The sequence below is a fragment of the Corynebacterium auriscanis genome (genome assembly GCF_030408435.1).
GTDB classification, from domain to species: domain Bacteria; phylum Actinomycetota; class Actinomycetes; order Mycobacteriales; family Mycobacteriaceae; genus Corynebacterium; species Corynebacterium auriscanis.
In genome coordinates this window covers 1,225,805-1,252,425 of the sequence record NZ_CP047046.1, presented here as the reverse complement: position 1 = coordinate 1,252,425, position 26,621 = coordinate 1,225,805, and the positions used below count along the sequence as shown (strand labels likewise).

Annotated in this window: 21 protein-coding genes; 9 read left to right on the top strand and 12 right to left on the bottom strand. The window is 58.5% G+C overall.

All coding sequences use genetic code 11. The features are described 5' to 3' along the window. Positions 1–104: 104 nt before the first annotated feature. The 4 genes from CAURIC_RS05215 to mptB all read right to left on the bottom strand — a co-directional run bounded on the left by CAURIC_RS05215 (position 105) and on the right by mptB (position 5,011). A complete protein-coding gene (locus CAURIC_RS05215; protein ID WP_246815795.1) occupies positions 105–1,169 on the bottom strand; it encodes a COX15/CtaA family protein in 1,065 nt (354 codons plus the stop codon). 42 nt (positions 1,170–1,211) lie between these two features. Then, the gene (locus CAURIC_RS05210) at positions 1,212–2,012 is read right to left on the bottom strand and encodes an ABC transporter permease (protein ID WP_035113163.1); all 801 of its coding nucleotides are present in this window, start codon (positions 2,010–2,012) and stop codon (positions 1,212–1,214) included. Continuing rightward, on the bottom strand, positions 2,013–3,053 hold the full coding sequence (locus CAURIC_RS05205; protein WP_035113164.1) for an ABC transporter ATP-binding protein: 1,041 nt from the start codon (positions 3,051–3,053) through the stop codon (positions 2,013–2,015). Positions 3,054–3,214: 161 nt separating this feature from the next. Continuing rightward, positions 3,215–5,011 carry a polyprenol phosphomannose-dependent alpha 1,6 mannosyltransferase MptB gene (mptB, locus tag CAURIC_RS05200; protein WP_172644028.1) on the bottom strand — a complete coding sequence of 599 codons (1,797 nt, stop codon included), beginning with the start codon at positions 5,009–5,011 and terminating at the stop codon, positions 3,215–3,217. Positions 5,012–5,395: 384 nt separating this feature from the next. Between mptB and CAURIC_RS05195 the strand changes: the two genes are divergently transcribed. Genes CAURIC_RS05195 through CAURIC_RS05165 form a run of 7 tightly spaced genes read left to right on the top strand, consistent with a single transcriptional unit; the run spans position 5,396 to position 11,728 of the window. After that, the gene (locus CAURIC_RS05195) at positions 5,396–6,073 is read left to right on the top strand and encodes a helix-turn-helix transcriptional regulator (RefSeq protein ID WP_035113165.1); all 678 of its coding nucleotides are present in this window, start codon (positions 5,396–5,398) and stop codon (positions 6,071–6,073) included. Between the two features lie 4 nt (positions 6,074–6,077). Further along, positions 6,078–7,508, top strand: coding sequence for a Fe-S cluster assembly protein SufB (gene sufB / locus CAURIC_RS05190; RefSeq protein WP_070433629.1), 1,431 nt, complete (start codon positions 6,078–6,080; stop codon positions 7,506–7,508). 5 nt (positions 7,509–7,513) lie between these two features. Then, complete coding sequence (sufD, locus tag CAURIC_RS05185; protein WP_035113167.1) at positions 7,514–8,719, top strand: Fe-S cluster assembly protein SufD; 1,206 nt, start codon at positions 7,514–7,516, stop codon at positions 8,717–8,719. A 51-nt stretch (positions 8,720–8,770) separates the two neighbouring features. Next, positions 8,771–9,529 (top strand): Fe-S cluster assembly ATPase SufC, encoded by a 759-nt coding sequence (gene sufC / locus CAURIC_RS05180; protein ID WP_035113168.1) that lies wholly within the window; start codon positions 8,771–8,773, stop codon positions 9,527–9,529. A 25-nt stretch (positions 9,530–9,554) separates the two neighbouring features. After that, positions 9,555–10,799 carry a cysteine desulfurase gene (locus CAURIC_RS05175; RefSeq protein ID WP_035113169.1) on the top strand — a complete coding sequence of 415 codons (1,245 nt, stop codon included), beginning with the start codon at positions 9,555–9,557 and terminating at the stop codon, positions 10,797–10,799. Continuing rightward, positions 10,799–11,257, top strand: a complete 459-nt coding sequence (gene sufU / locus CAURIC_RS05170; RefSeq protein ID WP_035113171.1) for a Fe-S cluster assembly sulfur transfer protein SufU — start codon at positions 10,799–10,801, stop codon at positions 11,255–11,257. The genes CAURIC_RS05175 and sufU overlap by 1 nt, the downstream gene beginning before the upstream one ends. A 54-nt stretch (positions 11,258–11,311) precedes the next feature. Further along, entirely contained in the window at positions 11,312–11,728 is a 417-nt protein-coding gene (locus CAURIC_RS05165; protein ID WP_035113172.1) for a metal-sulfur cluster assembly factor, read from the top strand. Positions 11,729–11,779: 51 nt separating this feature from the next. On the opposite strand, the gene CAURIC_RS05160 is transcribed toward CAURIC_RS05165, so the two are convergent. Next, positions 11,780–13,171, bottom strand: a complete 1,392-nt coding sequence (locus tag CAURIC_RS05160) for a lycopene cyclase family protein (protein WP_290183400.1) — start codon at positions 13,169–13,171, stop codon at positions 11,780–11,782. Positions 13,172–13,375: 204 nt separating this feature from the next. Between CAURIC_RS05160 and CAURIC_RS05155 the strand changes: the two genes are divergently transcribed. Next, on the top strand, positions 13,376–15,007 hold the full coding sequence (locus tag CAURIC_RS05155) for an ABC-F family ATP-binding cassette domain-containing protein (protein WP_035113173.1): 1,632 nt from the start codon (positions 13,376–13,378) through the stop codon (positions 15,005–15,007). An 11-nt stretch (positions 15,008–15,018) separates the two neighbouring features. Here CAURIC_RS05155 and CAURIC_RS05150 read toward each other — a convergent pair whose 3' ends face one another. The 4 genes from CAURIC_RS05150 to CAURIC_RS05135 all read right to left on the bottom strand — a co-directional run bounded on the left by CAURIC_RS05150 (position 15,019) and on the right by CAURIC_RS05135 (position 21,259). Beyond that, positions 15,019–16,413: a PFL family protein gene (locus tag CAURIC_RS05150; protein ID WP_290183399.1), complete on the bottom strand. Its 1,395-nt coding sequence runs from the start codon at positions 16,411–16,413 to the stop codon at positions 15,019–15,021. Continuing rightward, entirely contained in the window at positions 16,403–16,672 is a 270-nt protein-coding gene (locus CAURIC_RS05145; RefSeq protein WP_035113175.1) for an ACT domain-containing protein, read from the bottom strand. Before CAURIC_RS05145 ends, CAURIC_RS05150 begins: the two co-directional genes overlap by 11 nt. Positions 16,673–16,768: 96 nt before the next feature. Continuing rightward, on the bottom strand, positions 16,769–17,593 hold the full coding sequence (locus CAURIC_RS05140; RefSeq protein WP_084588069.1) for a glutamine amidotransferase: 825 nt from the start codon (positions 17,591–17,593) through the stop codon (positions 16,769–16,771). Positions 17,594–17,620: 27 nt separating this feature from the next. Further along, positions 17,621–21,259, bottom strand: coding sequence for a DUF6537 domain-containing protein (locus CAURIC_RS05135; protein WP_290183398.1), 3,639 nt, complete (start codon positions 21,257–21,259; stop codon positions 17,621–17,623). Positions 21,260–21,547: 288 nt separating this feature from the next. On the opposite strand from CAURIC_RS05135, the gene CAURIC_RS05130 reads away from it, so the two are divergent. Next, positions 21,548–22,057, top strand: coding sequence for an Lrp/AsnC family transcriptional regulator (locus CAURIC_RS05130; protein ID WP_035113176.1), 510 nt, complete (start codon positions 21,548–21,550; stop codon positions 22,055–22,057). 108 nt (positions 22,058–22,165) lie between these two features. Here the strand turns inward: CAURIC_RS05130 and CAURIC_RS05125 are convergent, their stop codons facing one another. The 3 genes from CAURIC_RS05125 to CAURIC_RS05115 all read right to left on the bottom strand — a co-directional run bounded on the left by CAURIC_RS05125 (position 22,166) and on the right by CAURIC_RS05115 (position 26,519). Then, positions 22,166–23,011, bottom strand: a complete 846-nt coding sequence (locus CAURIC_RS05125) for a hypothetical protein (protein ID WP_290183397.1) — start codon at positions 23,009–23,011, stop codon at positions 22,166–22,168. Between the two features lie 86 nt (positions 23,012–23,097). Beyond that, on the bottom strand, positions 23,098–23,673 hold the full coding sequence (locus CAURIC_RS05120) for a TetR/AcrR family transcriptional regulator (RefSeq protein WP_035113179.1): 576 nt from the start codon (positions 23,671–23,673) through the stop codon (positions 23,098–23,100). 32 nt (positions 23,674–23,705) lie between these two features. Beyond that, on the bottom strand, positions 23,706–26,519 hold the full coding sequence (locus CAURIC_RS05115) for an aconitate hydratase (RefSeq protein ID WP_035113180.1): 2,814 nt from the start codon (positions 26,517–26,519) through the stop codon (positions 23,706–23,708). Positions 26,520–26,621 lie beyond the last annotated feature (102 nt).

Below are 26,621 nucleotides of genomic sequence, written 5' to 3'. Positions count from 1 at the left end.
ATCGGCGGCAGGCAAACCGGGGGCGCTCAAGATCAGCAGGAAAATCGGATCAGCAGCCTGCAAACTGCCAGCGGGGCCCCGCCGGCCCCGAGAGGGCTATTCGGCTAGCTGTCGTAGCTGAGGACTTGCTCCTGGTCAGCTTCGACAGAACCGCACAGTGTGGCGTCGCCCCCAGAAAGACGCGCAGTCAACGACCACAGGAAACCCATCAGGGCGGTCAGAATACCCGAGCCGATGACGTGAATGGGGACAGTCCACCGCGGTACGCCCATCCAGTATTGCGCGATACCAACGATGCCTTGGAAGACGATAGCGGCCACTACGCACAACGCCGCCTTCCGAACATCACGATTGGCCTTGATCGTGAACAGGCCGGCCACCAGCCCCAGGATCAAGCCCAGGTAGAGGTACATCGAGTGAGCGTGAATGTGCGCGATCTCTACGAGAGGCACCTGCAAACGGTGCTCAGGTAAAACCGCAGCATCGCCAGCGTGTGGGCCGGAGCCGGTCACTAGAGTGCCGGTGAACAGTGTGATACCCAGCAATGCGGTCGCCGCGTTGGTGGAAATGATGAGCGGGCGAGGCATCTGGTAGTACAGCGTGCCGTCATCGGGCTCCCCAATGCGGATCACTAACCGGGCGGCCAGCAACACCAGCAGCATCGACGGCAGGAAGTGCATGGCTACTGTCCACCACGCCAGATCCATGCGCACCGAGATGCCGCCCAGCACGGCCTGAATGATGATGCCGATACCTTGGAAAAATGCTAGGTGCAAGATGGCGTTTCTCCGTGCGGCTCGGATCACGCTAATGAAGGTCACGAGGGCTGCGATAACCAGAACGAATGTCAACATCCGGTTGCCAAACTCGATGGCTTGGTGGATCCAAGGCGCAGCGCCGGCGACCGGAAAAAGTGAACCGGGATGGCACTGCGGCCACGTGTCACAGCCCAATCCGGAGCCCGTCACGCGCACGAGAGCTCCCGTGAACGTGATGCCCGTTTGGCATATCAACAAAATAATAGCGAAGAGGCGCTGCCGGTGGATCGAAGGGACCTGGACGGGCTTGGGCAACCCGAACTTACGGTCCATCCTGTGCACCCAGCTGTACAAAGCTACGAGTGCCTTGAGGAAGGAATTGGATTCCCGAGCCACACGATCTTGCATCATTTGAATCACAAGCTCAGACTAACGCAGCCGAGGTACGGTTCGTTAATCGCTTTCCATCGTGAACCGGAAGAATCTCCGCGCAGCAATCACCCCAAAGAAAGTCCACACCAATAGCACTGCTACAGCCCACATGTTCACCCCACCACCTGTCACGGCGGAGTGAAAACCCTCCGATAAAGCCACGGATGGAATCATCATCAGCGCATAGCGTGGGACCGTAGCTAGGTTGTCACCCATCATCGCCACATATACAGCCGTTCCTAGCAACACGAACCAAATGGTATTGGCCAGTGCCAGGACCATCTCTGAGCTTAATGTGCCTCCTAGTAGCAGCCCGGCACTGGTGAACGTGGTCACTCCCAGCACCAGCATGATGAGACCCCCCGGCACCGTGCCCCAGCTGGGTTCCCAGCCCAGAACCACGGCCACCACCGACAGCACCAACACCTGGAGCATCACGACCACGGTCACCGCCGCTACTTTGCCGCCAATCAGCGCCCATGTTGGCACTCCGCTAGCACCAATCCTCTTCAGTGCGCCATATCGGCGGTCAAAAGCAACCGCGATGGCTTGCCCCGTGAATCCGGCGCCCATCACGGCGATTGCCAACGTCATCGGGAAAATGCGCTGCACGGGGTCCGCGAGGTCGTTCACTCGGAATAGGGATAGCCCCACGAGCATTGCCACCGGGATCACCATGGACAGCAGTTGTTGTTCTCCATGCCGGAGGAACAGCAATGCTTCGATTTTTGCCTGTGCCGCCACGATCTTGCTGGACTTTGCCAGTCGCGGTGCTGGAGTGAAAGTATCCACGGGGAACCGCTGGGCTTCGTGCGTGTTCATTTATCGCATTTCCCTTCCGGTGATATCCAAGAAAACATCCTCCAAGCTGCGCTTATCCACTTCGATGCTGCGGATCAAGATGTCATGCTCGGCAAACTTCGCGGTCAGCAGCGCCAATGCTGCTGGGGTTACGTCCAGGTGCTTAAGCTCCCACCAGCCAGGCCGAGTGGCGGTCATTTCAACCTTCGACTCGTCCAGCTCTTCTCGCACGGCCTGCGCCAACCATTGCACATCCCGTTGCGAGTCAGCCAACTGGAACGTCACACGCCGGGGTGGGTTTTGCGTCTGTTTTTTAATCTCGACGCCACGCTCCGCCCGATTCTCGTTCCGTATATCGGTTCGCAGTGACCCAACTTCACCGCTGATGATCTGCTCGGTGGTGCCGCCAGCCACTAGTTGGCCACGATCGATGATGTAGATTCGGTCGGATAGGTTCTCAGCTTCATCCATGAGATGAGTGGTGAGGACCACGGAGGCACCATCGCGCCGCAGGGCTCGAATCAATTCCCAGACGGCTAGGCGAGATTGGGCGTCCAAGCCCGCGGTTGGTTCATCCAAGAAGACCAGCTCGGGGCGCCCGACTAGTGCGCACGCCAGTGATAAGCGCTGCTGTTGGCCACCCGACAGTCGGCGGTAAGGGGTTTTCGCGTGCTTGGTCAACCCCACGGTCTCCATTAGCCAGCCGGGATCCAATGGGTTGTCGTAGTAGCTGGCCACCAACCGAATCATTTCACCCACTCGGATACCTGGATAAGCACCACCGCCTTGGAGCATCACGCCTATGCGTGCACGAACCTCATCGGAATTCGTGGATGGATCAAGGCCAAATACACGGACGGTTCCAGAATCGGGGGAGCCGAAACCTTCGCACATTTCGATCGTGGTGGTTTTACCGGCGCCATTAGGGCCGAGGATTGAGACTACTTCGCCCGCATTTACGTGCAGGCTCAGGTGATCGACTGCAACGGTTGCGCCGAACTTCTTGACCACGTTATCCAATTGCAGGATGGTCTGGGATGAAGGTTCTGCCGTGTTCACAATGATTCAGTCTAGGTCGTGCCCAGACATGTGGCAGACGCGAGGTAGCTAACAGGCGATCGGATTGGGCTGCACGCCAGTTCAGGAAACACCTCGGGCCTGTTCGAGAGGCTGGAAACAGCCGTTCTAGGCGATCCAGCCGGGCGCTCTTCTCAAAGGCATTGTTACGACCGTTCCATTGCCGAGCGGTCGTCAAAGAACAGGGATTCACGCAAGTGCGGTCGGGTTCGAACTAGGTGCAATAGCACCAGCGCCAAGAGCAAGAACAACCCAGCGGACATCACATAGATGTACACCACGGTGCCAGGGGGCAAGCTAAGGCCCCGGGGCAGAATAAAGAAACTGAATGCGACGGAATAACCCACCGCGAAAACGTGAAAGAAATGCCGGTTAGCCCATGCTGCCAACGGCAAAATGGCCCAGAGCAAGTACCACGGATGCACGACGGGGAAGAAGACCACGAGGAAGAAGGTAGCCACACCCAATCCTCCTACCGGGTGGATACGGCCCCGGAAGGATGCAAAGAGCATACGGATTACCCAGCCTATTCCCACTAGCAATCCAAGTAACCGGGCCACCGCCAGGGCGGATTGCTGATGGTCCCCCAACCCCAAAAGCATGCCTAGGAGGCTACTGGCTAGGCCCAGTACAGAAGATATGGACATCCACGAGATCACCTCAGCCGCCCCACCTTGAGCTGTTGCCCAGCCGAACCCGACCCCCGTTCCCAGGGAAACTACGACTGCCGTCACGGCAGCAATAGTCACCGTTAAAGCTGCGGCTTTCCCCAGGTCCAACCAGCTTCCGCCGAACCACCGGGCGATGGCGACCCCGGCGAAACCCAATCCCATCAGCGCTGTCACCTTGACTAACCCCGCTCCGGTAATCAGGGTAAGCCCCAATACAAGCAGGATCCACCGGCTGGCCATCGGGCGGGATTCGCTGTCCGTGCCACGCAACACCAATTCCATGCCAGCCAGCAGCAGGCCCATCATCACTGACTCATTGTGGATGCCTCCGATGAGGTGCAGGATCACCAGTGGGTTGAGTATGCCGAGCCACAGTGCCGCTTGCCCGGGCACAGCGCAGCGACGGGCCAATCGCACCAAGGCCCACCCGGCCAGCACAATGCCGAGCAAAGAGACCAAGCGGTGGGCGATTATTCCTCCGAGAATTGAATTGCCCGTCACCAAGCTAATAACAGCGGAATACCCCAGTGCGACCGGACCGTAGGGAGCAGGGGAATGCGCCCACAGCAATGGCACAGATCTAGCCAGGGGATCCTGAATCCCCAGCAAGTCAACAGGCCCCGCAGCATACGGGTCCATTCCTTTGGCCGCGATAGCACCCTGGGCTAGATATGAGTAGATATCCTGCGTAAACATGGGCGCGGTAAACAAGATGGGCACAACCCAACAGGCCAGGATGCGCCATAGTGTGCGTTCCGGTACCAGGTAGGTATATCGGCGCCGTGAATTCCTGGACGGCGGTAACGCAAAGGGTGTGAGCAGCAGCCATGCCACCACCAGCGCTCCAATTCCCAGGAATACAGCAACAGTCGAGGTGTGTAACAAACGCGAGAGGAATGATCCCAGCGGCAAATTCCAATACGGGTTGTCCACAACGGGGAACGCGCCCGCGCCCAGTCCACCGAGAGCCACCATGACTGTTCCTAAGCATCCCAGCCATGTAGACAAACGCAAACGCAGCACGTGGTGGGGCTGCAGTTTCGCCACGGGGTGGGATGAAGCCGAATCCAGTTGGGCGTCGGAACCAAAAAGAACCCCAGGCCCGTCGACCGGTGGAGCATGCAACAAGGCCGCACGGGAGCCTGCATGCCCAAGGCGTGGCAGGGTCTCACGGATGGAGCCGGGGTGTGGGGAGCGAGGGGCTTTCTTCTGATCGACGCCACGCTGACCCGCGGCATCAACCGGAGTGGAGTTCGAGTCAGCCTGGTTCATGGTTGCAAAGTGTAGTGGGCGAGTGCGACACCGGCGACGACCACCACGCCAATGAACGTAAAGGGGTGACCACCGGCCCGAAAAGGTGGCCCCGCGCTACACCCGCGGGTATTGGTAAAGCCCAGCTAGCGAACGACGGCGGTACATAAGGCAACATCCTGATAGCCCCACGCTACACCCGCGAGTATTAATAAAACCCAGCTAGCGGGCCTAAATAGGTTTACCTTAGTGGACAGAGGGAATTATTTAAGACACACTCGTGTTGTCTAATCATGACAGGGGAATGCACTGAGTGACTTATGTGGCTGAGTGCGTTCACCACACGCTCACACAAGCCGAGGTGGCAACGGCGGTACGGAATGAGGAAGAAGGTGACAACGCTCAATGGAGACAAATAGGCCCGTTGACGGAGACACCCGCCACCGCATCTTGCTGCACTTACTGCGCAACGGTGCTACGAGCGCTGCTGATATCGCCGAAGTCTTTGACTTCAGCACAGCCGGTGTTCGACGCCACTTGGATAACGTCGTTGCTGATGGGCTGGCAGAGGCCGTGGATGCTCCACGATCCGGCCAGCGCGGTCGACCAGCGAAGTTGTTCCGTCTCACGCACGAAGGCCGTGCGCAGTTCGGGCATGATTACGACAGTCTGGCGCTGCTTGCGTTGCAAGCATTGAAAGATGCTGGAGGCGAAGCGGCGGTGGAAGATTTTGCGGCCAAGCGCATAGCCGAGGTCCTCGGTGACCTACCGGCGAGTGCAGAACCGCAAGCAGATGGCGATGTGGAGGAGCGCGCCCAAGCGATCGCTAAGGCGCTCACCGAACGCGGATACGCTGCTACCGTGGGGCACGCCGCCGGTGGTGTGCAAATCTGTCGCCATCACTGCCCAATCCAGGATGTCGCGCAAGAGTTTCCCGAGCTCTGTGCGGCGGAACACCGGGTGGTTGCGGAGCTACTCGGTCAACATACCCAACCTTTGGCCACGATCGCCGATGGCAACGGTATTTGCACCACCCATATTCCGCTGACAACCGTTCACCCTTCAGCTACGAAGGAGAAATAAAGTTATGACTCAAGCTGCACAAAAACCACAGTCAGATGAAGAGATCATCAATTCCATCGGTGCCTACGGCTACGGCTGGCACGATAAGGACGACGCGGGTGCGAGTGCACGCCGTGGCCTGAGCGAAGAGGTCGTGCGCGACATCTCCGCAAAGAAGAGCGAACCAGAATGGATGCTGGAGCGCCGCCTGAAGGCACTCGACATCTTCGACAAGAAGCCCATGCCAACGTGGGGTGCTGACCTGTCGGGCATCGATTTCGACAACATCAAGTACTTCGTTCGGTCCACCGAAAAGCAGGCCACCAGCTGGGAGGATCTGCCAGAGGACATCAAGAACACCTACGACAAGCTGGGCATCCCGGAGGCCGAGCGCCAGCGCTTGGTTGCCGGTGTGGCCGCGCAGTACGAGTCTGAGGTTGTGTACCACCAGATTCGTGAGGACCTTGAAAGCCAGGGCGTTATTTTCGTGGACACCGATACCGGTCTACGCGAATACCCAGAGCTGTTTGAAGAGTACTTCGGCACAGTTATCCCCTCCGGCGATAACAAGTTCTCCGCGCTGAATACCGCAGTGTGGTCCGGTGGCTCCTTCATCTACGTCCCCAAGGGCGTGCACGTGGATATTCCGCTGCAGGCTTACTTCCGCATTAACACCGAGAACATGGGCCAGTTCGAACGCACCCTGATCATTGTGGATGAGGACGCCTACGTGCACTACGTTGAGGGCTGTACCGCCCCAATCTACAAGACCGACTCGCTGCACTCCGCTGTGGTCGAGATCGTTGTGAAGAAGGGTGGTCGTTGCCGCTACACCACGATCCAGAACTGGTCGAATAACGTGTACAACTTGGTGACCAAGCGCACCAAGTGTGAAGAAGGCGCCACCATGGAGTGGGTCGATGGCAACATCGGATCCAAGGTGACCATGAAGTACCCAGCCGTATGGATGACGGGTCCACACGCAAAGGGCGAAGTATTGTCCGTTGCCTTTGCTGGAGAAGGACAATTCCAGGACACGGGCGCCAAGATGAAGCACCTCGCGCCCTACACGTCGTCCAACATCGTATCCAAGTCTGTGGCTCGGTCCGGTGGCCGTGCAGCGTACCGCGGATTGGTTGAAGTTCACGCGAATGCGCACCACTGTGCCTCCAACGTGGAATGTGATGCGTTGCTGGTCGATTCCATCTCGCGCTCGGACACATATCCATACAACGACATCCGCAACGACCACGTCACTTTGGGCCACGAGGCCACCGTTTCTCAGGTCAGCGAAGATCAGCTGTTTTACCTGATGAGCCGTGGCATCGAAGAAGAGGAAGCCATGGCCATGATCGTGCGCGGATTCGTTGAGCCAATCGCCAAGGAGCTGCCAATGGAGTACGCCTTGGAGCTCAACCGCCTCATTGAACTGCAGATGGAAGGATCGGTGGGTTAAGACAGATGACCACCCAGTTAAAGGAAACCGAACCACAGATCACCCCGGTCAAGGCCGGTACCGGTCACCAAACCAAGGGAGATCGCTTCACTTCCTATAAGACCGACGACTTCCAGGTTCCCCATGCCAAGGATGACGACTGGCGTTTCACCCCTCTGCGCCGTTTGCGTGGTCTGCACGACGGCTCGGCCGCAGAAAGGACTGCCACGCGAATCACGGTGGATACCGCTGGTTCCGATGCTGTGCAGGTCAGCACCATTGACAGGGACGATGCCCGTTTAGGGCGCGCAGGCGCGCCCGTGGACCGCGCTGCAGCTCAAGCGTGGGAAAACACGTCACAGGCCGACTACGTTCTAGTGAAAAAAGACGCAGTCCTCGACAAGCCCGTCAGTATCACCATTGACGGTCCGGGTGAGGATGCAGTCTCTTATGGCAACCTGTTGGTGGAGCTGGAAACCCACGCAGAGGCCGTTGTCTACATCCGCTACCAGGGGTCCGGCGCACACTCTGACAACGTGGAATTCGTTGTCGGCGATGGTGCCAAACTGACCGTAGTGGTTTTCGAGGACTGGAAGCGTGACGGCGTGCACCTGTCTAACAGCCACATCCTCGTTGGTCGCGACGCAACGGTGCGCCACTACTATGCTGCTTTCGGTGGCGAAGTTGTTCGCGCGGTACCGCACGTGCGTTATACCGCACCTGGCGGCGACGCTGAGTTGCTGGGACTGTACTTCGCCGATGCGGGTCAGTACTTCGAGCAGCGGTTGCTGGTAGATCACTCCATTAAGAACTGCCGTTCCAACGTGCTGTACAAGGGCGCGTTGCAGGGTGAGCCCGGAAAGCAAGCACGTTCCCGCGAAGCCCGTACGGCTTGGATCGGCGACGTACTGATCCGCCCCGAGGCCACGGGCACCGATACGTACGAAAAGAACAACAACCTGATCCTGACCACCGGCGCACGCGCAGACTCCGTGCCGAACCTGGAGATTCAAACGGGTGAAATCGTGGGTGCGGGACACGCTGCCACCGTCGGTCGCTTCGATGACGAGCAGATGTTCTACTTGCAGTCCCGAGGCATCCCACAGGCCCAGGCCAAGATGCTGATTGTGCGCGGATTCTTCACGGACGTCATCAAGCGCATCCCTCTGCAAAGCATCCGTGAGGAGCTCGAAGCCAAGGTGGAAGAAGAGCTGTCCACCACCGTCCTCTAACAGCCCTTCTAGTAACCCCCCTTGCTTAGCGAAAGGTACATCGAACACATTATGAGCACTCTCGAAATCAAGAACCTGCACGCCCAGGTCGTTCCCGCTGACGAAAACGAAGATCCAAAGCCAATCCTCCACGGCGTTAACCTCACCATTAACTCCGGGGAAACCCACGCCATCATGGGGCCAAACGGTTCCGGTAAGTCCACGTTGTCCTACGCCATCGCTGGCCACCCACGGTACGAAATCACTGAGGGTGAGGTCCTTTTGGACGGGGAGAACCTGCTGGATATGGAAGTGGACGAGCGCGCTCGCGCCGGCCTGTTTCTGGCTATGCAGTACCCAGTTGAAGTCCCGGGTGTATCCATGGCAAACTTCCTGCGTTCTGCAGCTTCTTCCGTCCGCGGCGAAGCTCCAAAGATCCGCGAATGGGTCAAAGAAGCCCGTGGCGCAATGCAGGAACTAGACATCGATCCATCCTTCTCCGAGCGTTCCGTCAACGAAGGCTTTTCCGGTGGCGAAAAGAAGCGACACGAGGTTCTGCAGCTGGGTCTGCTCAAGCCTAAGTTCGCAATTTTGGACGAGACCGACTCCGGCTTGGATGTGGACGCCCTGCGCGTAGTCAGTGACGGCATCAACCGTTATAAGGAACGCGAGAACGGTGGTGTACTGATGATTACCCACTATCAGCGCATCCTCAACTACGTGAAACCCGATCACGTTCACGTTTTTGCCGGTGGCCGCATCGTCGAATCCGGCGGGCCGGAGCTGGCTCAGCAGCTCGAGGCCGAAGGCTACGAGAAGTTCGTCAAGTAATTCAATAAGGAGTTTGCCCCTTCCCATGAGCACATCATTGGACACCGCAGCGATCAGGAAGGATTTCCCGATCCTGTCTCGCACCGTCCGTGATGGCCGCCCCTTGGTCTACCTAGACTCCGGAGCGACCTCACAGCGCCCGGTTCAGGTTCTCGATGCAGAACGTGACTTCCTTACGCGTTGCAATGCGCCCGTTCACCGCGGTGCGTATCAAATCGCCGAGGAGGCCACGGATGCCTACGAGGCCTCGCGTGAGGACATCGCAGATTTTGTGGGCGCTGACTATTCAGAAATCGCCTTCACGAAAAACGCCACCGAAGCACTCAACGAGGTCGCGTACATCCTAGGTGATGACCGGGCGGGGAAGTGGCAGGTCACATCCGAAGACGAGATCGTGGTCTCTGAGCTCGAACACCACGCCAATCTGGTGCCGTGGCAGGAACTGGCCCGGCGCACGGGAGCCACGCTGAAGTGGTATTCCACCACTGCGGATGGCCGGATTGATCTGGATTCCCTAGAGCTCACCGATAAGACTAAGGCCGTAGCTCTGACCCACCAGTCCAACGTCACCGGCGCTGTCCTGGACGTCGTAGAGGCCGTTCGCCGTGCGCACTCCGTTGGGGCACTTTTTGTTCTCGACGCCTGCCAATCCGTTCCTCATATGCCAGTGAACTTTCGTGAGCTCGACGTAGATTTTGCGGCTTTTTCCGGCCATAAAATGCTGGGCCCAAATGGTGTTGGAGCACTCTACGGTAAGCAGGAACTGCTTTCCGAACTGCCACCATTCCTCACCGGTGGATCCATGATCGAAAAGGTAACTATGGATGGTTCCACGTTCACGGAAATACCCCAACGGTTTGAGGCAGGCACACAAATGACCTCCCAGGTCGTGGGCTTCGGAGCAGCTGTGCGTTACCTTCGCGAGCTGGGCATGGCCAATGTTGCAGCGCACGAAAACAAGCTCACCGCATGCGCATTGCAGAAGCTGTCCGCCATCGACGGGTTACGAATCATAGGCCCTGCTGAGGCTGTGGACCGAGGCAGTGCTATCAGCTTTGTCGTCGACGGCATCCACCCGCACGATCTGGGACAGGTCGTTGACGATCAAGGTGTGTGCATCCGGGTCGGCCACCACTGCGCATGGCCCGCACACACGTGCTTGGGAGTTCAGGCCACTGCGCGCGCCAGCTTCTACATTTACAACACCCTTGACGAGGTGGATGAGCTGGTGGCAGCAATCCACAAGGCAAAGGAATTCTTTGGAGCATAATGAAGCTTGAACAGATGTACCAGGAAGTAATCCTGGATCACTACAAACATCCGCAGCATGCTGGATTGCGCGATCCCTTCGATGCTGAGGTTCACCACGTCAACACCTCGTGCGGCGATGAGCTCACATTGCGGGTGAAGATCAGCGACGACGGCAAGACCGTCGAAGATGTCTCCTACGATGCGGTCGGGTGCTCAATCAGCCAAGCTTCCACGTCAGTTATGGCTGAAGAGATCGTGGGCCAGCCGGTTGAGGAGGCGTTCGCCAAGCTTGCAGAGTTCGAAAAGATGGTGACGTCCCGTGGCAAACTTGAGGGCGATGACGAAATCATCGGCGATGGCGTGGCCTTTTCCGGTGTATCGAAATACCCAGCCCGCGTGAAATGCGCCCTACTGGGTTGGAAGGCCTTCGAAGCAGCGTCCATCGATGCGGGTGTGGAGCGCCCGGCGTCGGAATAAAAAACCGAGTAACCAGAAACAACGGTAATGCCCCCGCGAAAGGAGCAACCCGCTATGACAACAGAAGATGGTAATCAAAACCCCTCGACTCCAGAAATGGATCCATCACCGCTCAACGACGTCCCACAACCGCCTGAAAATCCCACGCAGGAGCAGGTAGAACTGGCTGGGAAAGTAGAAGAGTGTCTGCTCGATGTGATTGACCCGGAGCTCGGCATCAATGTGGTGGACTTGGGACTGGTCTACGACGTGTGGATCGAGGACACGACGGCCGTCATCAATATGACGCTGACATCCCCAGCATGTCCTCTGACCGACATGCTGGAAGATCAAGCGCAATCCGCTGTGACGGGTGGGGTCGACGAGATCACGGACATGCGTATCAACTGGGTGTGGACACCCCCGTGGGGCCCGCAGATGATCAACGAAGAGGGCCGTGAGCAGTTGCGTTACTTGGGCTTCTCGGTCTAAAGGAACCCGTCCGGTTCACCCACCCTCGTGGTGGGTTTGTCCGGCCAGGGCTTAGTTATCCTCGGCGTGCGCCATCCGTTGCTTAACTGCACGGTATACGCTCCGGGGGTTTTTCCATAGGGGTTGTAGGAATGGATGTCGCAGCCCAGTTTCCTTTCGCAGGGACCACATGGCCTTCATCACCTCGACGCCATTATGCCCCGTGAGGTACGCCAACTGTGTGGTCTGGGGCATTTTAAAGAAGCAGTCAAAGAAGTCTGCGAGTACGTATTGATCAGCGCGGGCGATGAGTTCGCCTCCGATTTGGCGCAGCACGAATGCCAGTTCGGCGTGCAGTCTTTGAGCTACGAGACTTGAGCGAGCAGTTTTGCCTTCAAGTTGGTCCAGTACTTGGTCGACCGCTTGCAGCGAGGCACCCACGCTGTATCCCGTAGCGGGGTGAATAAGGCCACCGCGAGCACCGAAGTAGATGGTGATAGGTGTGTTCTTATGGGCGCTCTCGCGGTGGCTTCGGCGGTGGCTTTGGATCCTCCCGAGGGGGGTTTTGCGGGGGCGGTACCACGCACGTGCGCGCGTGGCCATGGGAATGGCGACTTCCTCGATGCGCACCCGTGGCGAGGATTCGACGAATGTGTGCAGCTCGGGGTCGGTGAGGCGATTGTCCAACCGGTTACGCAGCGCTGCCAGTAATTCCGTTGGTTTCCGGTGCGTGGTCAGTACCGTCTCCTCGATGAGGATGCCATCATCGACGGGTTGAATGTAGACGAAGCTGGGAGGGAAGTCCGCGTTTGTCGCCGGTTGAGTCCAGTCCATAAAACGAGGCTGGGGCGCTGATGGAGGAGTCCCGGGTTCGGCGGAGTGCTGGTAGACGTATCCCACGGCAATTTGCCACAGTGCCACGTCAGTGTGGGCGGCACCGTGGGCGGCGACGATCGCCTCCGGTTGTGCGCCGGATGTCAAGGTGGGGGCGTTGGAGTGGATGATGAGTTGCCCTGCTGCGGCGGCCTCGCGAAGTGCGGAGAGCATCCTGGGGTTGTCCATCATGCGGTAGCGGTAGGGAAGTGTGCGTTCGGTGAAGGCGCCCTGTTTGTCAGTGTGCTGTGCCTCAATACGCTGGGCCTCAATGTGCTGGGCCTCAATGCGCCGTGCCTCAATGTGCTGGGCCCCAATGGGCTGTGTGGTGGTCCTGCCCGTGGATACGTGTTCGGCTGGAGTCGGCCCCGTAATAGAGAGCCCCGGAGTGGTTCGCACCGTGACTTCATGTGGCGGACGGAACCACTCATCCGCCCAGGCGGGCACGTCCGTCTCAATCACACCGTAAGTCGCGGGCCAGGTGAGCCGGGGCCACTTGGGCTCGGTGGCTGTGACGTGGTGGCCGCGCGCGAGAGCCCGCAATGCGAAAGCAGTGCCCGCTGGGCCAAGACCTTCAACGTGAATGTGCATGCTCGCCATTGTGACACGTTCAGGTTATTGCAGCGTCGCTGTCGTGGTTTAGGGGGTACACGGGCGCAGACCAGATGTGCACGCCGCTGGCTCAGTTATCCCTACTAGCCGTATTGGCCGAACGGTGGTTGCTTACGATCTGGCTGGGTAAGGCAGGGCAAGTCATGCACTCGTCATGAGGGTGGGCTGATAGGGTGATTCGTTGTGATTGTGACTAATGACCTCGAGGTGCGCGTGGGGGCTCGCACCCTGTTGAACGCGCCCGGGCAGCTGCTGCGAGTGCAGCCGGGAGACCGTATCGGACTTGTGGGGCGCAACGGTGCAGGCAAGACGACAACCATGCGTATTCTCGCTGGTGAAGGCGAGCCATACGGCGGTTCAGTCACCCGCAGCGGTGAGTTGGGATACCTACCGCAGGATTCCAAAGAAGGCGATATCAACCAGACCGCGCGCGATCGAGTGCTGTCCGCGCGTGGACTGGATCAGATTCGCCGCTCCATGGATAAGCAGCAGGACATTATGGAGACTACGTCCTCCGATTCTGCCCGGGATGCTGCGATCGCCAAATACAGCCGCATGGAGGAGCGCTACCATGCACTCGGCGGATACGAGGCCGATAGCGAAGCTGCTCGCATCTGCGATGCACTGGGGTTACCGGAGCGCGTACTGGACCAGCAGTTGAAGACGTTATCCGGTGGTCAGCGCCGCCGCGTGGAATTGGCGCAGATTCTCTTCGCCGCCACAAGCGGATCGGGCCGCTCTGCAACCACCTTGTTGCTTGATGAGCCCACCAACCACCTAGACGCCGATTCCATCACGTGGTTGCGCGACTTCCTGTCGAAGCACGAGGGTGGGCTGATCATGATCAGCCACGACGTGGAGCTGCTCGAAGATGTCTGCAACAAAATCTGGTTCCTTGATGCGGTTCGTGGCGAGGCCGACGTATACAACATGGGTTGGAAAAAGTATCTCGACGCCCGCGCAACTGACGAGGCACGCCGTCGGCGGGAACGTGCGAATGCCGAAAAGAAGGCGAGTGCCCTGCGCCAGCAGGCTGATAAGTTGGGAGCCAAAGCTACTAAGGCAAAGGCGGCCAAGCAGATGGCGGCCCGCGCAGAACGCATGATGGGCGAGTTGGATGAGGTTCGTTTGGAAGACCGCGTAGCATCCATTAGTTTTCCCGAACCTGCGCCGTGTGGAAAGACCCCGATGAACGCCAAGGGACTGACCAAGATGTATGGCTCCCTAGAGGTATTCGCGGGTGTGGACCTAGCTATCGATAAAGGCAGCCGGGTGGTTGTGCTGGGCTTCAACGGTGCGGGTAAAACCACGCTGTTGAAGCTGCTCGCCGGAGTGGAACGCACTGATGGTGAGGGTGGAATTGTCTCGGGATACGGCCTCAAGGTGGGATATTTCGCTCAAGAGCACGACACCATCGACGGGGAAAAGTCTGTATGGGAAAACGCCATTGCTGCGTGCCCCGATGCAGGTGAACAGGACTTGCGCGGTCTATTAGGCGCGTTCATGTTCAGTGGTGAACAATTGAACCAGCCCGCCGGGACGCTTTCCGGTGGTGAAAAGACCCGCTTGGCCTTGGCCACGTTGGTGAGCTCGCGCGCCAATGTGTTGTTGCTGGACGAGCCCACCAACAACTTGGATCCCCAATCCCGTGAGCAGGTCCTCGATGCTTTGCGCACCTACACGGGTGCGGTGGTGCTAGTCACTCACGACCCGGGTGCCGTCAAAGCCTTGGAACCGGAGCGGGTAATCGTGCTGCCCGATGGCACCGAGGATCTATGGTCGGACGAATACATGGAAATCGTTGAGCTGGCTTAAGCCCCGCCAGGTTAGTTTCGGAAACCGTGCACCGGTGCCGGAATGAATCCACCGCGCAGGATGAAAGCGTCATTTCCCTTCGTGTTGACGGGAATCACCGGGGCATAGCCTAGGAGTCCACCGAAGTTCACCTCGTCACCCGGCTTGGTGCCTGGCACTGGGATAAGGCGGGCAGCAGTGGTCTTATGGTTCATGACACCAATGGCAGCCTCATCTGCGATCATGCCCGCGATAAGCTCCGCGGATGTATCACCGGGAATCGCGATCATGTCGAAGCCAACGGAGCAGATGGACGTCATGGCTTCGAGCTTGTCCATGGAAATCGTACCGGCACGCACCGCATCGATCATTCCTTGATCCTCGGATACGGGGATGAAGGATCCAGACAAGCCGCCCACGCGTGAGCAGGCCATCATGCCTCCCTTCTTCACCGCGTCGTTCAGCAACGCCAGAGCGGCTGTGGTGCCGTGGGTGCCCACTTGTTCCAAGCCCATGCGCTCCAGGATGTGTGCGACGGAATCGCCAATCTCCGCGGTCGGAGCCAGGGACAAATCGACGATGCCAAATGGTACGCCCAGCCGCTGGGCCGCCAACGTACCCACCAGCTGGCCCGCGCGCGTGATCTTGAACGCGGCCTTTTTGATTTCTTCGGCCACCTCATTGAGGGAGGCCCCTTGGAGAGAACCAATGGCGTTATCGACCACACCGGGGCCCGAAACACCAACGGAGATCACAGTATCGGGTTCTTCGATGCCGTGGAATGCGCCGGCCATGAACGGGTTGTCCCCAACGGCATTTGCGAAGACCACCAGTTTGGCGCAGGCGATAGACGATTCGTCTTTGGTGAGCTGCGCGGCTTCCTTGACTACCTTTCCCATGAGCGCGACGGCGTCCATGTTAATACCAGCCCTCGAAGTAGCAACGTTGACCGAACCGCACACCGAGTTAGTGGCGGAAAGGGCCTCTGGCAAGGAACGAATCAACCGTTCGTCAGATTTGGTTGCACCTTTTTCGACGAGTGCAGAGTAGCCACCGACGAAGTTGACACCCAGCTCGCTAGCAGCCCGATCCAGCGCTTTGGCGATATCCACGGGATCCCCGTCAACGCCCGCGGCCACGAGCGACACGGGTGATACGGAAATCCGCTTATTGACAATTGGAATGCCGAGTTCGCGTTCCAGTCCCTCGCATACTTCCACGAGCCGCGCAGCTCGGGTAGTAACGCGATCATAGACGGCTTGGCACGTTTCCTGCATCGTGTTGCGCGTACACCCGATGAGGGAGATTCCCATGGTGACGGTGCGGATATCAAGACGGTAGTCCTCAATCATCTGAATGACGTTGAGGATATTCTGGGCGCCGAGTTTCACATCGCTAGACAACCGTATGCACCCCTTAAATCTCATTCATGGAAGTGAACAGGTCTTCCGACTGGATGCGCACGATCACGCCCAGTCGCTCGCCGACCTCGGCCAGGTGCTTCTGCAGACCTGCAATGTCGGGGCGGTCTTCGTCGATATGCACCCGCATGATCATTGTGAAGTAGTTGTCCATGAGGGTTTGGGACACATCCAGGATGTTGAGATTTCTGTCTGCCGCGGCGGTCGCCACTCCTGCGATGATGCCTACCCGGTCATGCCCTGTTGTCGTGATGATTGCGTTCATAGGTGGCAGTGTAGTCACCGCATGCAGAGCTACCCCGTGGTGGGGGACGTCACCGTGAAGCCGACCGCGCACACCCTCACTTACGCATAGGCGCACTTACGTATGGGCCTGTGCGGGTGTGTCCACATCAGCGCGGGATCCGGGTGTGTCCACATCAGCTTGGGATGCGGGTGTGTTCACATCAGCACGGGAACGGTTGCGACAATATTCCACGAAGCGGCGCAACAAACTATTCGCGTGAGACGTATCGTGTCCGTGCAGTCGCGCGTACGTTTCTGCCAGCTCGTCAGGATCGCAATATCCGGCATTTTCGTAGAACGACAGGCGGGTGCGGATAGCGGCATCATCCATTTCAGGATGGAATTGACTGGCCCATACATGTTCGCCGAAGCGGAACAGCTGCGCCGGGCACGAACGCCCATCGGCCAACAGGGTAGCTCCGGTTGGTAACACTTCCACGCTATCTTTGTGCCCGGTCATTCCGTAGAACACTCCAGGCAGATCCTGGGTGAGGGGATCGGTCAGGCCAGCCTCAGTCAAAACAACCTCCGATAACCCCGGTTCCTCCGCATGGTCCGCTGTAACTTTCCCATCCAGATAGTGCGCTAGCATGCTGGATCCGTAGCAGGCCAAGAACATGGGCAGATCACCGCGCACCCCATAGTCAACGACGAAGTCTGTGAGCCGGCGGGAAACCACTTCCTGCCACTCGCCATAGGCCTCTGGCGTGGAAATAGTGAAAGGCGAGCCACCAATGAACACACCTTCTACATGAGCGAATTCCCCCAGGGGCGCATCTGCTGTGCGCAGCGCACGCTGTTCCAACTCCTCGGGCTGCAATCCGGTGAAGCGCAAAAAGTCCGCATATTCAGCTGCGAGGACGTCTTCACCCTCTCGGGGGCACAACAGTACGAATGTCATGCCCCCAACTTTAACAGACCGCTTGGTCTAGTTTGGTATTTCTGCCCCAAACTCATCAGCATGGTTCTCCACCTCACCGCGGGCAGCCACCAATTCCTCAAATAGCGCTCGGCCCGAGGTCAACTTCAGTTCTTCGTAACCACGCACACGATCGGCACCCAGCGCCAACTGATATGCTCGCTCCAGCTGTGCAGCCGATTGCGCTCCTTCCGCTAAGGTCAGCACGGTTTTCTCGTACTCATCTCGCAGTTCCCGCTCCAGTCGGCGCACCTGCGCGTAGCCAAAGACGTCCCACTTAGTGCCTCGCAGCGGCTTCATCTTTGCTAGCCCCTTGAGCATCGGACCAGCCCAGCGTCGAGGCAAATCGACCTTCTTCTCCATACCCAATGCCCGCAACACCGGTGGGTGCAGCTTAAAGGTCAGCGTGTCCGCGGCCTCTGGGCCGAACTCTCCAGCCACGTAGTTCTCGAACCCCTCATCGGTTGCCAAACGGGCAACCTCATATTCGTCCTTGTAGGCCATGAGTTTGAACAACCCCTCTGCGAACGCCCCTGTCAACGAGAACCGGGACCCGCTCGGGGCAGCAAACCCTTCTGCGCCAGCCCCCATGCGATCCTTGCCTCGGACCTCCGCACGGACCATCCGGGATAGCGCGGTCAAGTAGCGCAGGGCGTCGGCCTTCGATCCCCATCGCTCCAGCTCATCGACATTTACGGCGATGGTCTCGATCAGCGCAGGTTCCTCCGACAACGCTGGCAACTGTGCGGCGACGTGGCGCACAGTAGCTGGACGAGCACGCACCGTCAGGAAGTCCTGCTGACTGCGGTATTGCTCCACCAACTGCTCCACGCGTTGCGGCTCGGCGATAATCATCCGTCCCCAACGCAGGGCTTGAATGTTCTTGTCCACGGATTTTCCATTGGCTTCCAGTGCCCGCTCTATGGCATCCACGCTGACCGGCACTGCTCCAGCCTGCAGCGCCATACCCAGCGCCACCATAGTCTGGCATGTTGTCGCGCCCAGCACCGCTTGGGAAACCAACATGGCATCGGTGACGACCTTGCGATGCGCACTTTCGGCTATGGCCTCCGCCAGTTGCACTCCATCTGGCCGGTGGGCGGTTACATCGGTCACCATTCGGCCGGTCGGGCTATTCGAGCTGGAAACCACCGCTGTGGTCCGTTCACTACTGCATACCTTGAGGGTATTCTCTTCCGCACCGGTCACACCGTCTAGCGCGAACAGCAGGTCCGCACCGCAGGTCGGCACAGCTCCGGGCAGATCCAGCGGAAGAGCAGAAATCCGCAGGTCGGAGATCACTGATCCACCCTTTTGCGCCAAACCTGTCATATCGTTGCCACGCACATACCGGCCATCCAGCTGGGCTGCTGTCGCAAGTACCGCAGCCAACGTCAACACACCCGTTCCGCCTACACCAGACACCCGCACATTCCACGTTTCATCCGCCACCGCATGCAGGTCGGGCATCGCGGGCCGGGGCAGGTCTGCCAATTGCAGGGTGGGCACGTGGTAGCTATCTTGATTTACCGACGCCCCCTTGGTCCCCGCACGCATTCCCTGCGGGCCACCGATCAGCTGGTCGCCCCGTTTTCCGCCTGGCTCCACGGTCACGGTGGTGAACGCTGGACAGTCTCCGCTGAGGCAAGAGAAGTCAGCGTTGCAGCTGGTCTGGTCGATCTTGGTTTTGCGACCAAATTGTGTGTCCACGGGTTGGACGGATAGGCAGCCTGACTTAGCACCACAGTCACCGCAGCCTTCACAGATACGTTCATTAATAACCACCTTGGAGGTTGATTGTTCTAACTTCCCTCGGTTACGGGCACGGCGCTTTTCAGCGGCGCAGAACTGATCGTGTACCAACACGGTAACCCCTGGGGTAGAGGCCAACTCTGCTTGTACCTCACTAAGCTGCGCCCGATCCCGCACGTCGACATCGGAGAGGTGCCTGCGCAGCTGCCGACGGGTGCGCCGCAGGTCGTCGGAGGTGACCACAATCTTCGCAGGGCCTTCAGCCTTCACCATGTCAATGAGACCGGCCAAATCGGGCTGCCCTACCGGATCCTGTCCACCCGTCATTGCGACGGTCCCATTGTGCAGCAGCTTGAGTGTGACGTTGACGTCGGCTGCGACCATAGCGCGCAGCGCCAACGACCCGGAGTGTAGGAACGTGCCGTCGCCCATGTTCTGCACTAGGTGCTTTTCTTGCAGGAAGTTCTGCATCCCGATCCAGTGCGCACCCTCCCCACCCATTTGGGCGGTGCCGATAACATCGCCCACCCGCTCGGTATCCATCAACATGACCATCGCGTGGCAGCCGATTCCAGCACCCACCAGGGTGTCTTCGCTGGCACGGGTGGAGGCATTGTGCGGGCAACCCGAACAAAAGTGGGGCACACGGTTGGCCACGTTAATGGGTAACGAAATGCGGGTAGGCCCGGCAGCTGGGGGAGCAATATCAATGCCTGCATCGCGCAGCGCACGGGCCAACTCCGTCGCGGGGTTATTGAGGTGGTGGATCTGCGGCTGCACCTTGGCGCCATACATCGTGGTGCGGACAGTTTCATGCAAGAACGTACCCAGCTCCTCCACCACGATGAGCCGGTCTAGCCCTTCCGCGAAATGTTCCAGCTCCGCCTGATCCAACGGCCACGTCATCCCCAGGCGCAGCACACGAACGTGGCGGGGGATTCCGGAAGGCGTTTCCTCAATGAGACCCTGGGCCAAGCGGCGCAGTTCCTGTTCCACTTCCAGTGCACAGTTCCCTGCGCAAATGATGCCCACCTTGTCGGCCGATCCCACGTGCAGGAACCTGTTGAGCGCGTGCTCACGGGAGTATTCCAGCGCACGCTGCAAGCGCACGCCACTGCGGGTGGCGTCGAGATCCAAAAGACGCTTGCCCAGCAAACGGGCGTCCGGCGTGTGTACATCGTTAACGACATCCGGGGCCAGTGGGGCGCTATCGAGCGTTACCGAGCTTGAGCCATCGGCGACGGCCGTAGTCACCCGCAGGGATGTCCACAGCCCCGAATAGCGAGACATCCACACGGCATGGTTTCCCAGAGCCAAGATGTCACTGGAATCTGCGGGCACCAGCGTAGGCATGCCCAGATCCGCTAACAAGCGGGAAGAATTGGAAGGTACGGTGGAAGATTTGGCTGTGGGATCATCACCGCAGATCGCAACCGCACCACCTTTGCCGCTGGTACCGGTGAGGTTCGCGTGCCGCAACGCATCCGCCGAACGATCCAAACCGGGTGCCTTGCCATACCAGTAGCCAACCACTCCTTCGATACCCTCGCGTAGCGTGCCCACCCCAGTCAGCTGGCTACCGGCCACCGCTGTCGCGCCGAGCTCCTCATTTACTGCGGGCTTGTGGATGACATCGAACTCCGCCAGGAGCTTCCCGCGGCGCGCCAGCTCTAGGTCGTACCCTCCCAGTGGAGAGCCCTCGTAACCAGAGACGAAACTGGCGGTTTTTAGCCCCCGGGCCCGGTCCGCCAATGACCGATCGCGGATCATGCGAACGAGTGCTTGAATGCCCGTGAGGTGGACCGATCCGGTATCCGCAGTGTACTTATCGGCCAATACATCCCGACTTCCCGTGGAGCGAGGCAGGGTAGTGCTTCCTGGCACGGTGGAGGTCATCGTCATCACCTACTGTTCTCGGCGTTGGTTGCTGGTAGTCGCAATCCTCTCGTGTGCTGTGGATCACAACTTTGCCCATACGCTATATCGCACACCTTTGGCTGGAAAACCTTTTCTTCGGCACGCTGCCACTTGTACAGAGTTTTGGGGCGACGCCACGCTGGGCATTGCCATTGGCCATCTTTGAACCCTCGTGGAGAACCACACGCACTACGGGAGAGGGGATAATAATAGCCATTTATCCAACATGAACACGGGATAATTTTGGCGTCGATACAATAAGCAAGTATGAAAAAGACCACCCGCAACCCACTTGATTCCGTCGATGCAGCAGTACTGCGACTGTTGATGCAGCAGCCAAAGGCCGGGGTGCGTGAGTATTCACGGCAGCTCGGGATGGCTCGCGCAACGATTCAAAATCGGATCGATAAGTTTGTGGAAAGTGGCACCATCAGGGATTTCGCTCCCCATTTAGATCTGGCTCAACTGGGTTACCCCCTCAGCGCCTATGTGTATTGCACACTCGATCAGCAGGATCTAGATGCCGTCGTGGCGAAGATCGCGAAGATACCTTTCGTCAACCAGGCCGATTCCATGGCGGGCGAACTGGATCTGGTGTGTAGGGTAGTGGCGCGCGATCACGAGCATTTGGAAGCCATTAGCCAAATGTTCCTCACGATTGAGGGTGTGCAAAGAATCCGGACTGACATCGTTCTACGCCATCGGATCCCGTTCCGCAGCGCGCAATTGTTTGAACCAGAATCAACCACGCCCAGTACTGAGGGAAAGCGCCACTAACGCAGGGTGCAGTCGTGACAAAGTCCAGCTGAGCTATGCCCAGACAGGCGAACCGGCCCGATCGGCACAAGGCATCACTATGGGAACATACCAAGCTAGTAGGAGCTATCAGCGGTGGCCCGCAACCACCTGGACGGCTGCTTTTATCTGAGCCGCGGATAGATCAGTACTGATGGTGGCGGTGCCGTGGGGATCGTGCGCTAGGTATCGTGCAATCGTCCACCCATTGAAATGCTCGGGCTCCAACACATCCAGCGGATTCTCCGCGGAGATCAGATCATACGGCTGGCCATCGGCATCGGCAGGTGCAGAGAATTCGGCCGTGGTAATCGTGAAGGACTCGCCGCCGTCAGTGGGCAGGACCTCCACAATTGCGCGAAATTTATACCGCACCTCATGAGTATGGTCTTCCGGACCATTGTGCCTAGTGGCACTAGAAACCCACACTCCACCCACCCGTGCAGGCGCGAACCGAACCCAGCCATTTCGCCAAGCCATCCCCAGCTGATGCAAGTTGTGGCTGCGTTGGCGCGCGCTATACACCGTGACAACCACCAGCAGCATACCGATGAGTAGTAGGACGAGGGCAACGACAATGCTGGGCGCGCCCCGCGTAAACCGTAGCAGGGCACAGACCACACCCATAAGAGTCATCACGAACCCCACGATGCCCAGTATGACGCGCCCACCACCCAGCCCACCAAAGGCACTATTGACAGGTAGCTTTCCGTGTTCAGCCAGAGCCTTGGTGACCGCAGGCGACCCTGCCGGATGTGGGCATTGGCTTGCGAATGCATCGGAGGAGGCCGCTGCCTGTAGCGCTCCAGAGGGGTCGTCGATCAATGCGCTTGAGCGTGCGTAGGGGAAAATCTTCGGGGATGGCACGATCATCGATGCTAACGCATGGAATCCCGTCACTTCCTGCCAAGGGTCCAGAAGCCATAGAAAATACATAAAACCCGGCATCTCCCGCCGCGGAGGTTCAACCTCCAGGCGAGAAGATACCGGGCCACCGCAAGGCAAGCACAGCGATGCGGGAGTTATTCAGGGTGGCGCCGCAGCGCGGTCTCCACAAAGTCCAGCGCGGGCTCTAAATCTGAGTCAGGAGAAAGCACACCTTGAGCGAGTTTGCTCAGTACACCTTCCATGACCAGCTCGAGAACTTCCGCAATGGTGTCTACAGGGACATCGGTTCGAATACGACCTTGGCGCGCCTGCTCTCGCAAACGATCGCGAACAGTTTGCTGCAGGGCGAGCTGATCCAGCTCCCACTTGGCAGAAAAACAGGGATCGTTGTTGGCACGCCTAGTGATCTCCACTCGCATTCCCCACCATTCGGTGAGGTCGTCGGAATCGACGAGCTCGCGGATCAAACCGATGAGTCCTGCACGCGCCGCAATAGCTGACATGCGGCGCATGTCTTCGTGCGCTACGGCGAGAAACAGCGCATCCTTGTTGCCGTAGTGGTGGAAGATGGCGCCACGGGACTTGCCCGTGGCTTCCTCCAGCCGAGCTACGGTTGCGCCGTCGTAACCATAAGTCGCAAAGCACGTGCGTGCCCCGGTGAGGATCTCGATCTTCTTTTCAGTCAAATCGAGATCGCTGACCTTGGGCATTGCTGTACAACCCTAACTGGTTAACAGATCGCCTACTTGGAGGCCATCATGTTGCGCAGCACGAACTGCAAGATACCACCGTTGCGGTAGTAATCCGCCTCACCTGGTGTATCGATGCGGGTCACGGCGTCGAACTCGATCTTTTCGCCGTTTTCCTTGGTAGCGGTGACCTTGATGGTCTTCGGGGTCTCGCCGTTGTTAAGCTCCTCGATGCCCTCAATGTCGAAGGTCTCGGTACCGTCAATACCCAGGGACTTCCAGGACTCGCCTTCTGGGAACTGCAGGGGAACAACACCCATACCGATCAGGTTGGAGCGGTGAATACGTTCGAAGGACTCTGCAATTACGGCTTTCACACCGAGCAGCAGGGTGCCCTTAGCCGCCCAGTCACGGGAAGAACCGGTGCCGTATTCCTTACCGCCCAGAACGACCAGAGGAGTGTTCTGCTCCTTGTAGTTCTGCGCAGCGTCGTAGATGTAGGCCTGTGGCCCGCCCTCCTGGGTGAAGTCACGAGTGTAACCACCGGAAACACCGTCAAGCAGTTGGTTCTGCAGACGGATATTAGCGAAGGTACCGCGAACCATGACCTCGTGGTTACCACGACGGGCACCCAAGGAGTTGTAGTCCTTGCGTTCAACACCATTGGCATCCAAGTACTGAGCAGCGGGAGTACCTGGCTTAATGGTGGATGCAGGGGAGATGTGGTCGGTGGTCACAGAGTCGCCGAGTAGTGCCAGAACGCGAGCGCCCTTGACGTCGGAAACTGGCTGTGGCTCCTTGGACATGCCGTCGAAGTATGGTGCACGACGAATGTAGGTGGACTTCTCATCCCAAGCGAAGGTCTTACCGGTTGGAACCTCGAGGTTCTGCCAGCGCTCGTCGCCCTTGAAGACGTCGGCGTAGTCGGACTCGTACAGCTCCTTGGAGATGGAGGTGGCGATGGTCTCCTCGATCTCCTGGGTGGATGGCCAGATGTCCTTCAGGAAGACATCGTTACCGTCTTGATCCTGACCCAGTGGCTGGGTCTCGAAGTCGAAGTCCATGGTGCCGGCAATGGCGTAGGCAATAACCAGGATTGGAGATGCCAGGTAGTTCATCTTGACATCTGGGTTAATGCGGCCTTCGAAGTTACGGTTACCGGACAGAACGGCGGTAGCAGCCAGATCCGTGCGGTTGATTCCCTCGGAGATCTCCTCTGGCAGTGGGCCGGAGTTACCGATACAGGTGGTGCAGCCGTAACCCACGAGGTAGAAGCCGAGAGCCTCGAGATCCTTCCACAGGTCCGCCTTCTCGTAGTAACCGTTAACAACCTGAGAACCTGGAGCCATGGAGGTCTTGACCCATGGAGCAGCCTTCAGACCCTTCTCGTTAGCCTTACGCGCCAACAGGCCAGCGCCAATCATGACGGATGGGTTAGAGGTGTTGGTACAAGAAGTAATGGATGCGATAGCAACCATACCGTGGTCAAGTTCAACGTCTTGATCGTTGTAGTTAACGGCAGTTGGCACGGACGGGCGCCCCTGTGCGCCAGCAGCAGCGGAAAGAACATTGCCCTTCGCATCTGCAGCAGAAGCAGGAGTCTCTGGCTGAGAAGAGGTGGTCTCAGTAGCAGGACCCTCGGCATCGAACTCAGGGGAGTTGTCAGTGGACTGGTCATCTGCGCTGATGTAGTTGTGCAGGTCCTTACGGAACTGTGCCTTGGCATCAGTGAGTTCAATACGGTCTTGAGGACGCTTCGGGCCAGCGATCGAAGGAACAACAGTGGAAAGATCCAGCTCGAGGTACTCGGAGTACTCAACGTCCGCCTCTGGGTCCAGCCACATACCTTGAGCCTTAGCGTAGGCCTCTACGCGCTCCAGAGTCTCCTGATCACGACCGGTCAGCTCCAGGTACTTGATGGTCTCGGAGTCGATCGGGAAGATAGCGGCGGTGGAGCCGAATTCTGGGGACATGTTACCGATGGTGGCGCGGTTAGCCAGTGGCAGTTCGCCAACACCCTTGCCGTAGAACTCAACGAACTTACCGACCACACCGTGCTGACGCAGCATGTCGGTGATGGTCAGAACTACGTCGGTAGCGGTAACGCCAGCTGGGATCTCTCCGCTCAGCTTGAATCCGACAACACGAGGGATCAGCATGGAAATTGGCTGGCCGAGCATAGCGGCCTCAGCCTCAATACCGCCTACACCCCAGCCCAGGATGCCCAGGCCGTTCTGCATGGTGGTGTGAGAGTCGGTACCAACACAAGTGTCTGGGTAAGCCAAGCCGTCCTTGTCGAAGACGGAACGAGCCAGGTACTCGATGTTGACCTGGTGAACGATACCGGTTCCCGGAGGGACTACACGGAAGTTGGAGAAAGCCCCAGTACCCCAGCGCAGGAACTTGTAGCGCTCTTCGTTGCGCTGGTACTCGATCTCTACGTTCTTCTCAAACGCGCTGTCATCACCGAATGCCTCGATAATGACGGAGTGGTCAATGACCATTTCTGCTGGGTTCAGCGGGTTCACCTGGTCGGCGTCGCCCCCCAAGGCAACAACCGCGTCACGAATGGTAGCTAGGTCAACAATGCAGGCAACACCGGTGAAGTCCTGCATAATCACACGCGCAGGGGTGAACTGGATCTCAATGCTTGGGTCAGCCGAGGCATCCCAGTTAGCGATAGCTTCAATGTGCTCGCGGGTGATGTTCTTGCCATCTTCGTTTCGCAGAAGGTTCTCGCCGAGAACCTTCAGGGAGTATGGCAGCTTTTCCATGCCTGGAACGGCGGACAGGGCGTAGTAGTCATAGCTCTTGTCGCCAACTTCCAGGGTGCTCTTAGCACCGAAGGAGTTGATGCTTTCAGTCACAATAAGCTCCTGAGTTCTTCTCTAGTCGTTTTGGTCGCTACCGCAAAGGGCACTCGTCACACCTTGTGTGCCCCGTGGGCCGAGTATTCGTCGTAGACGCGG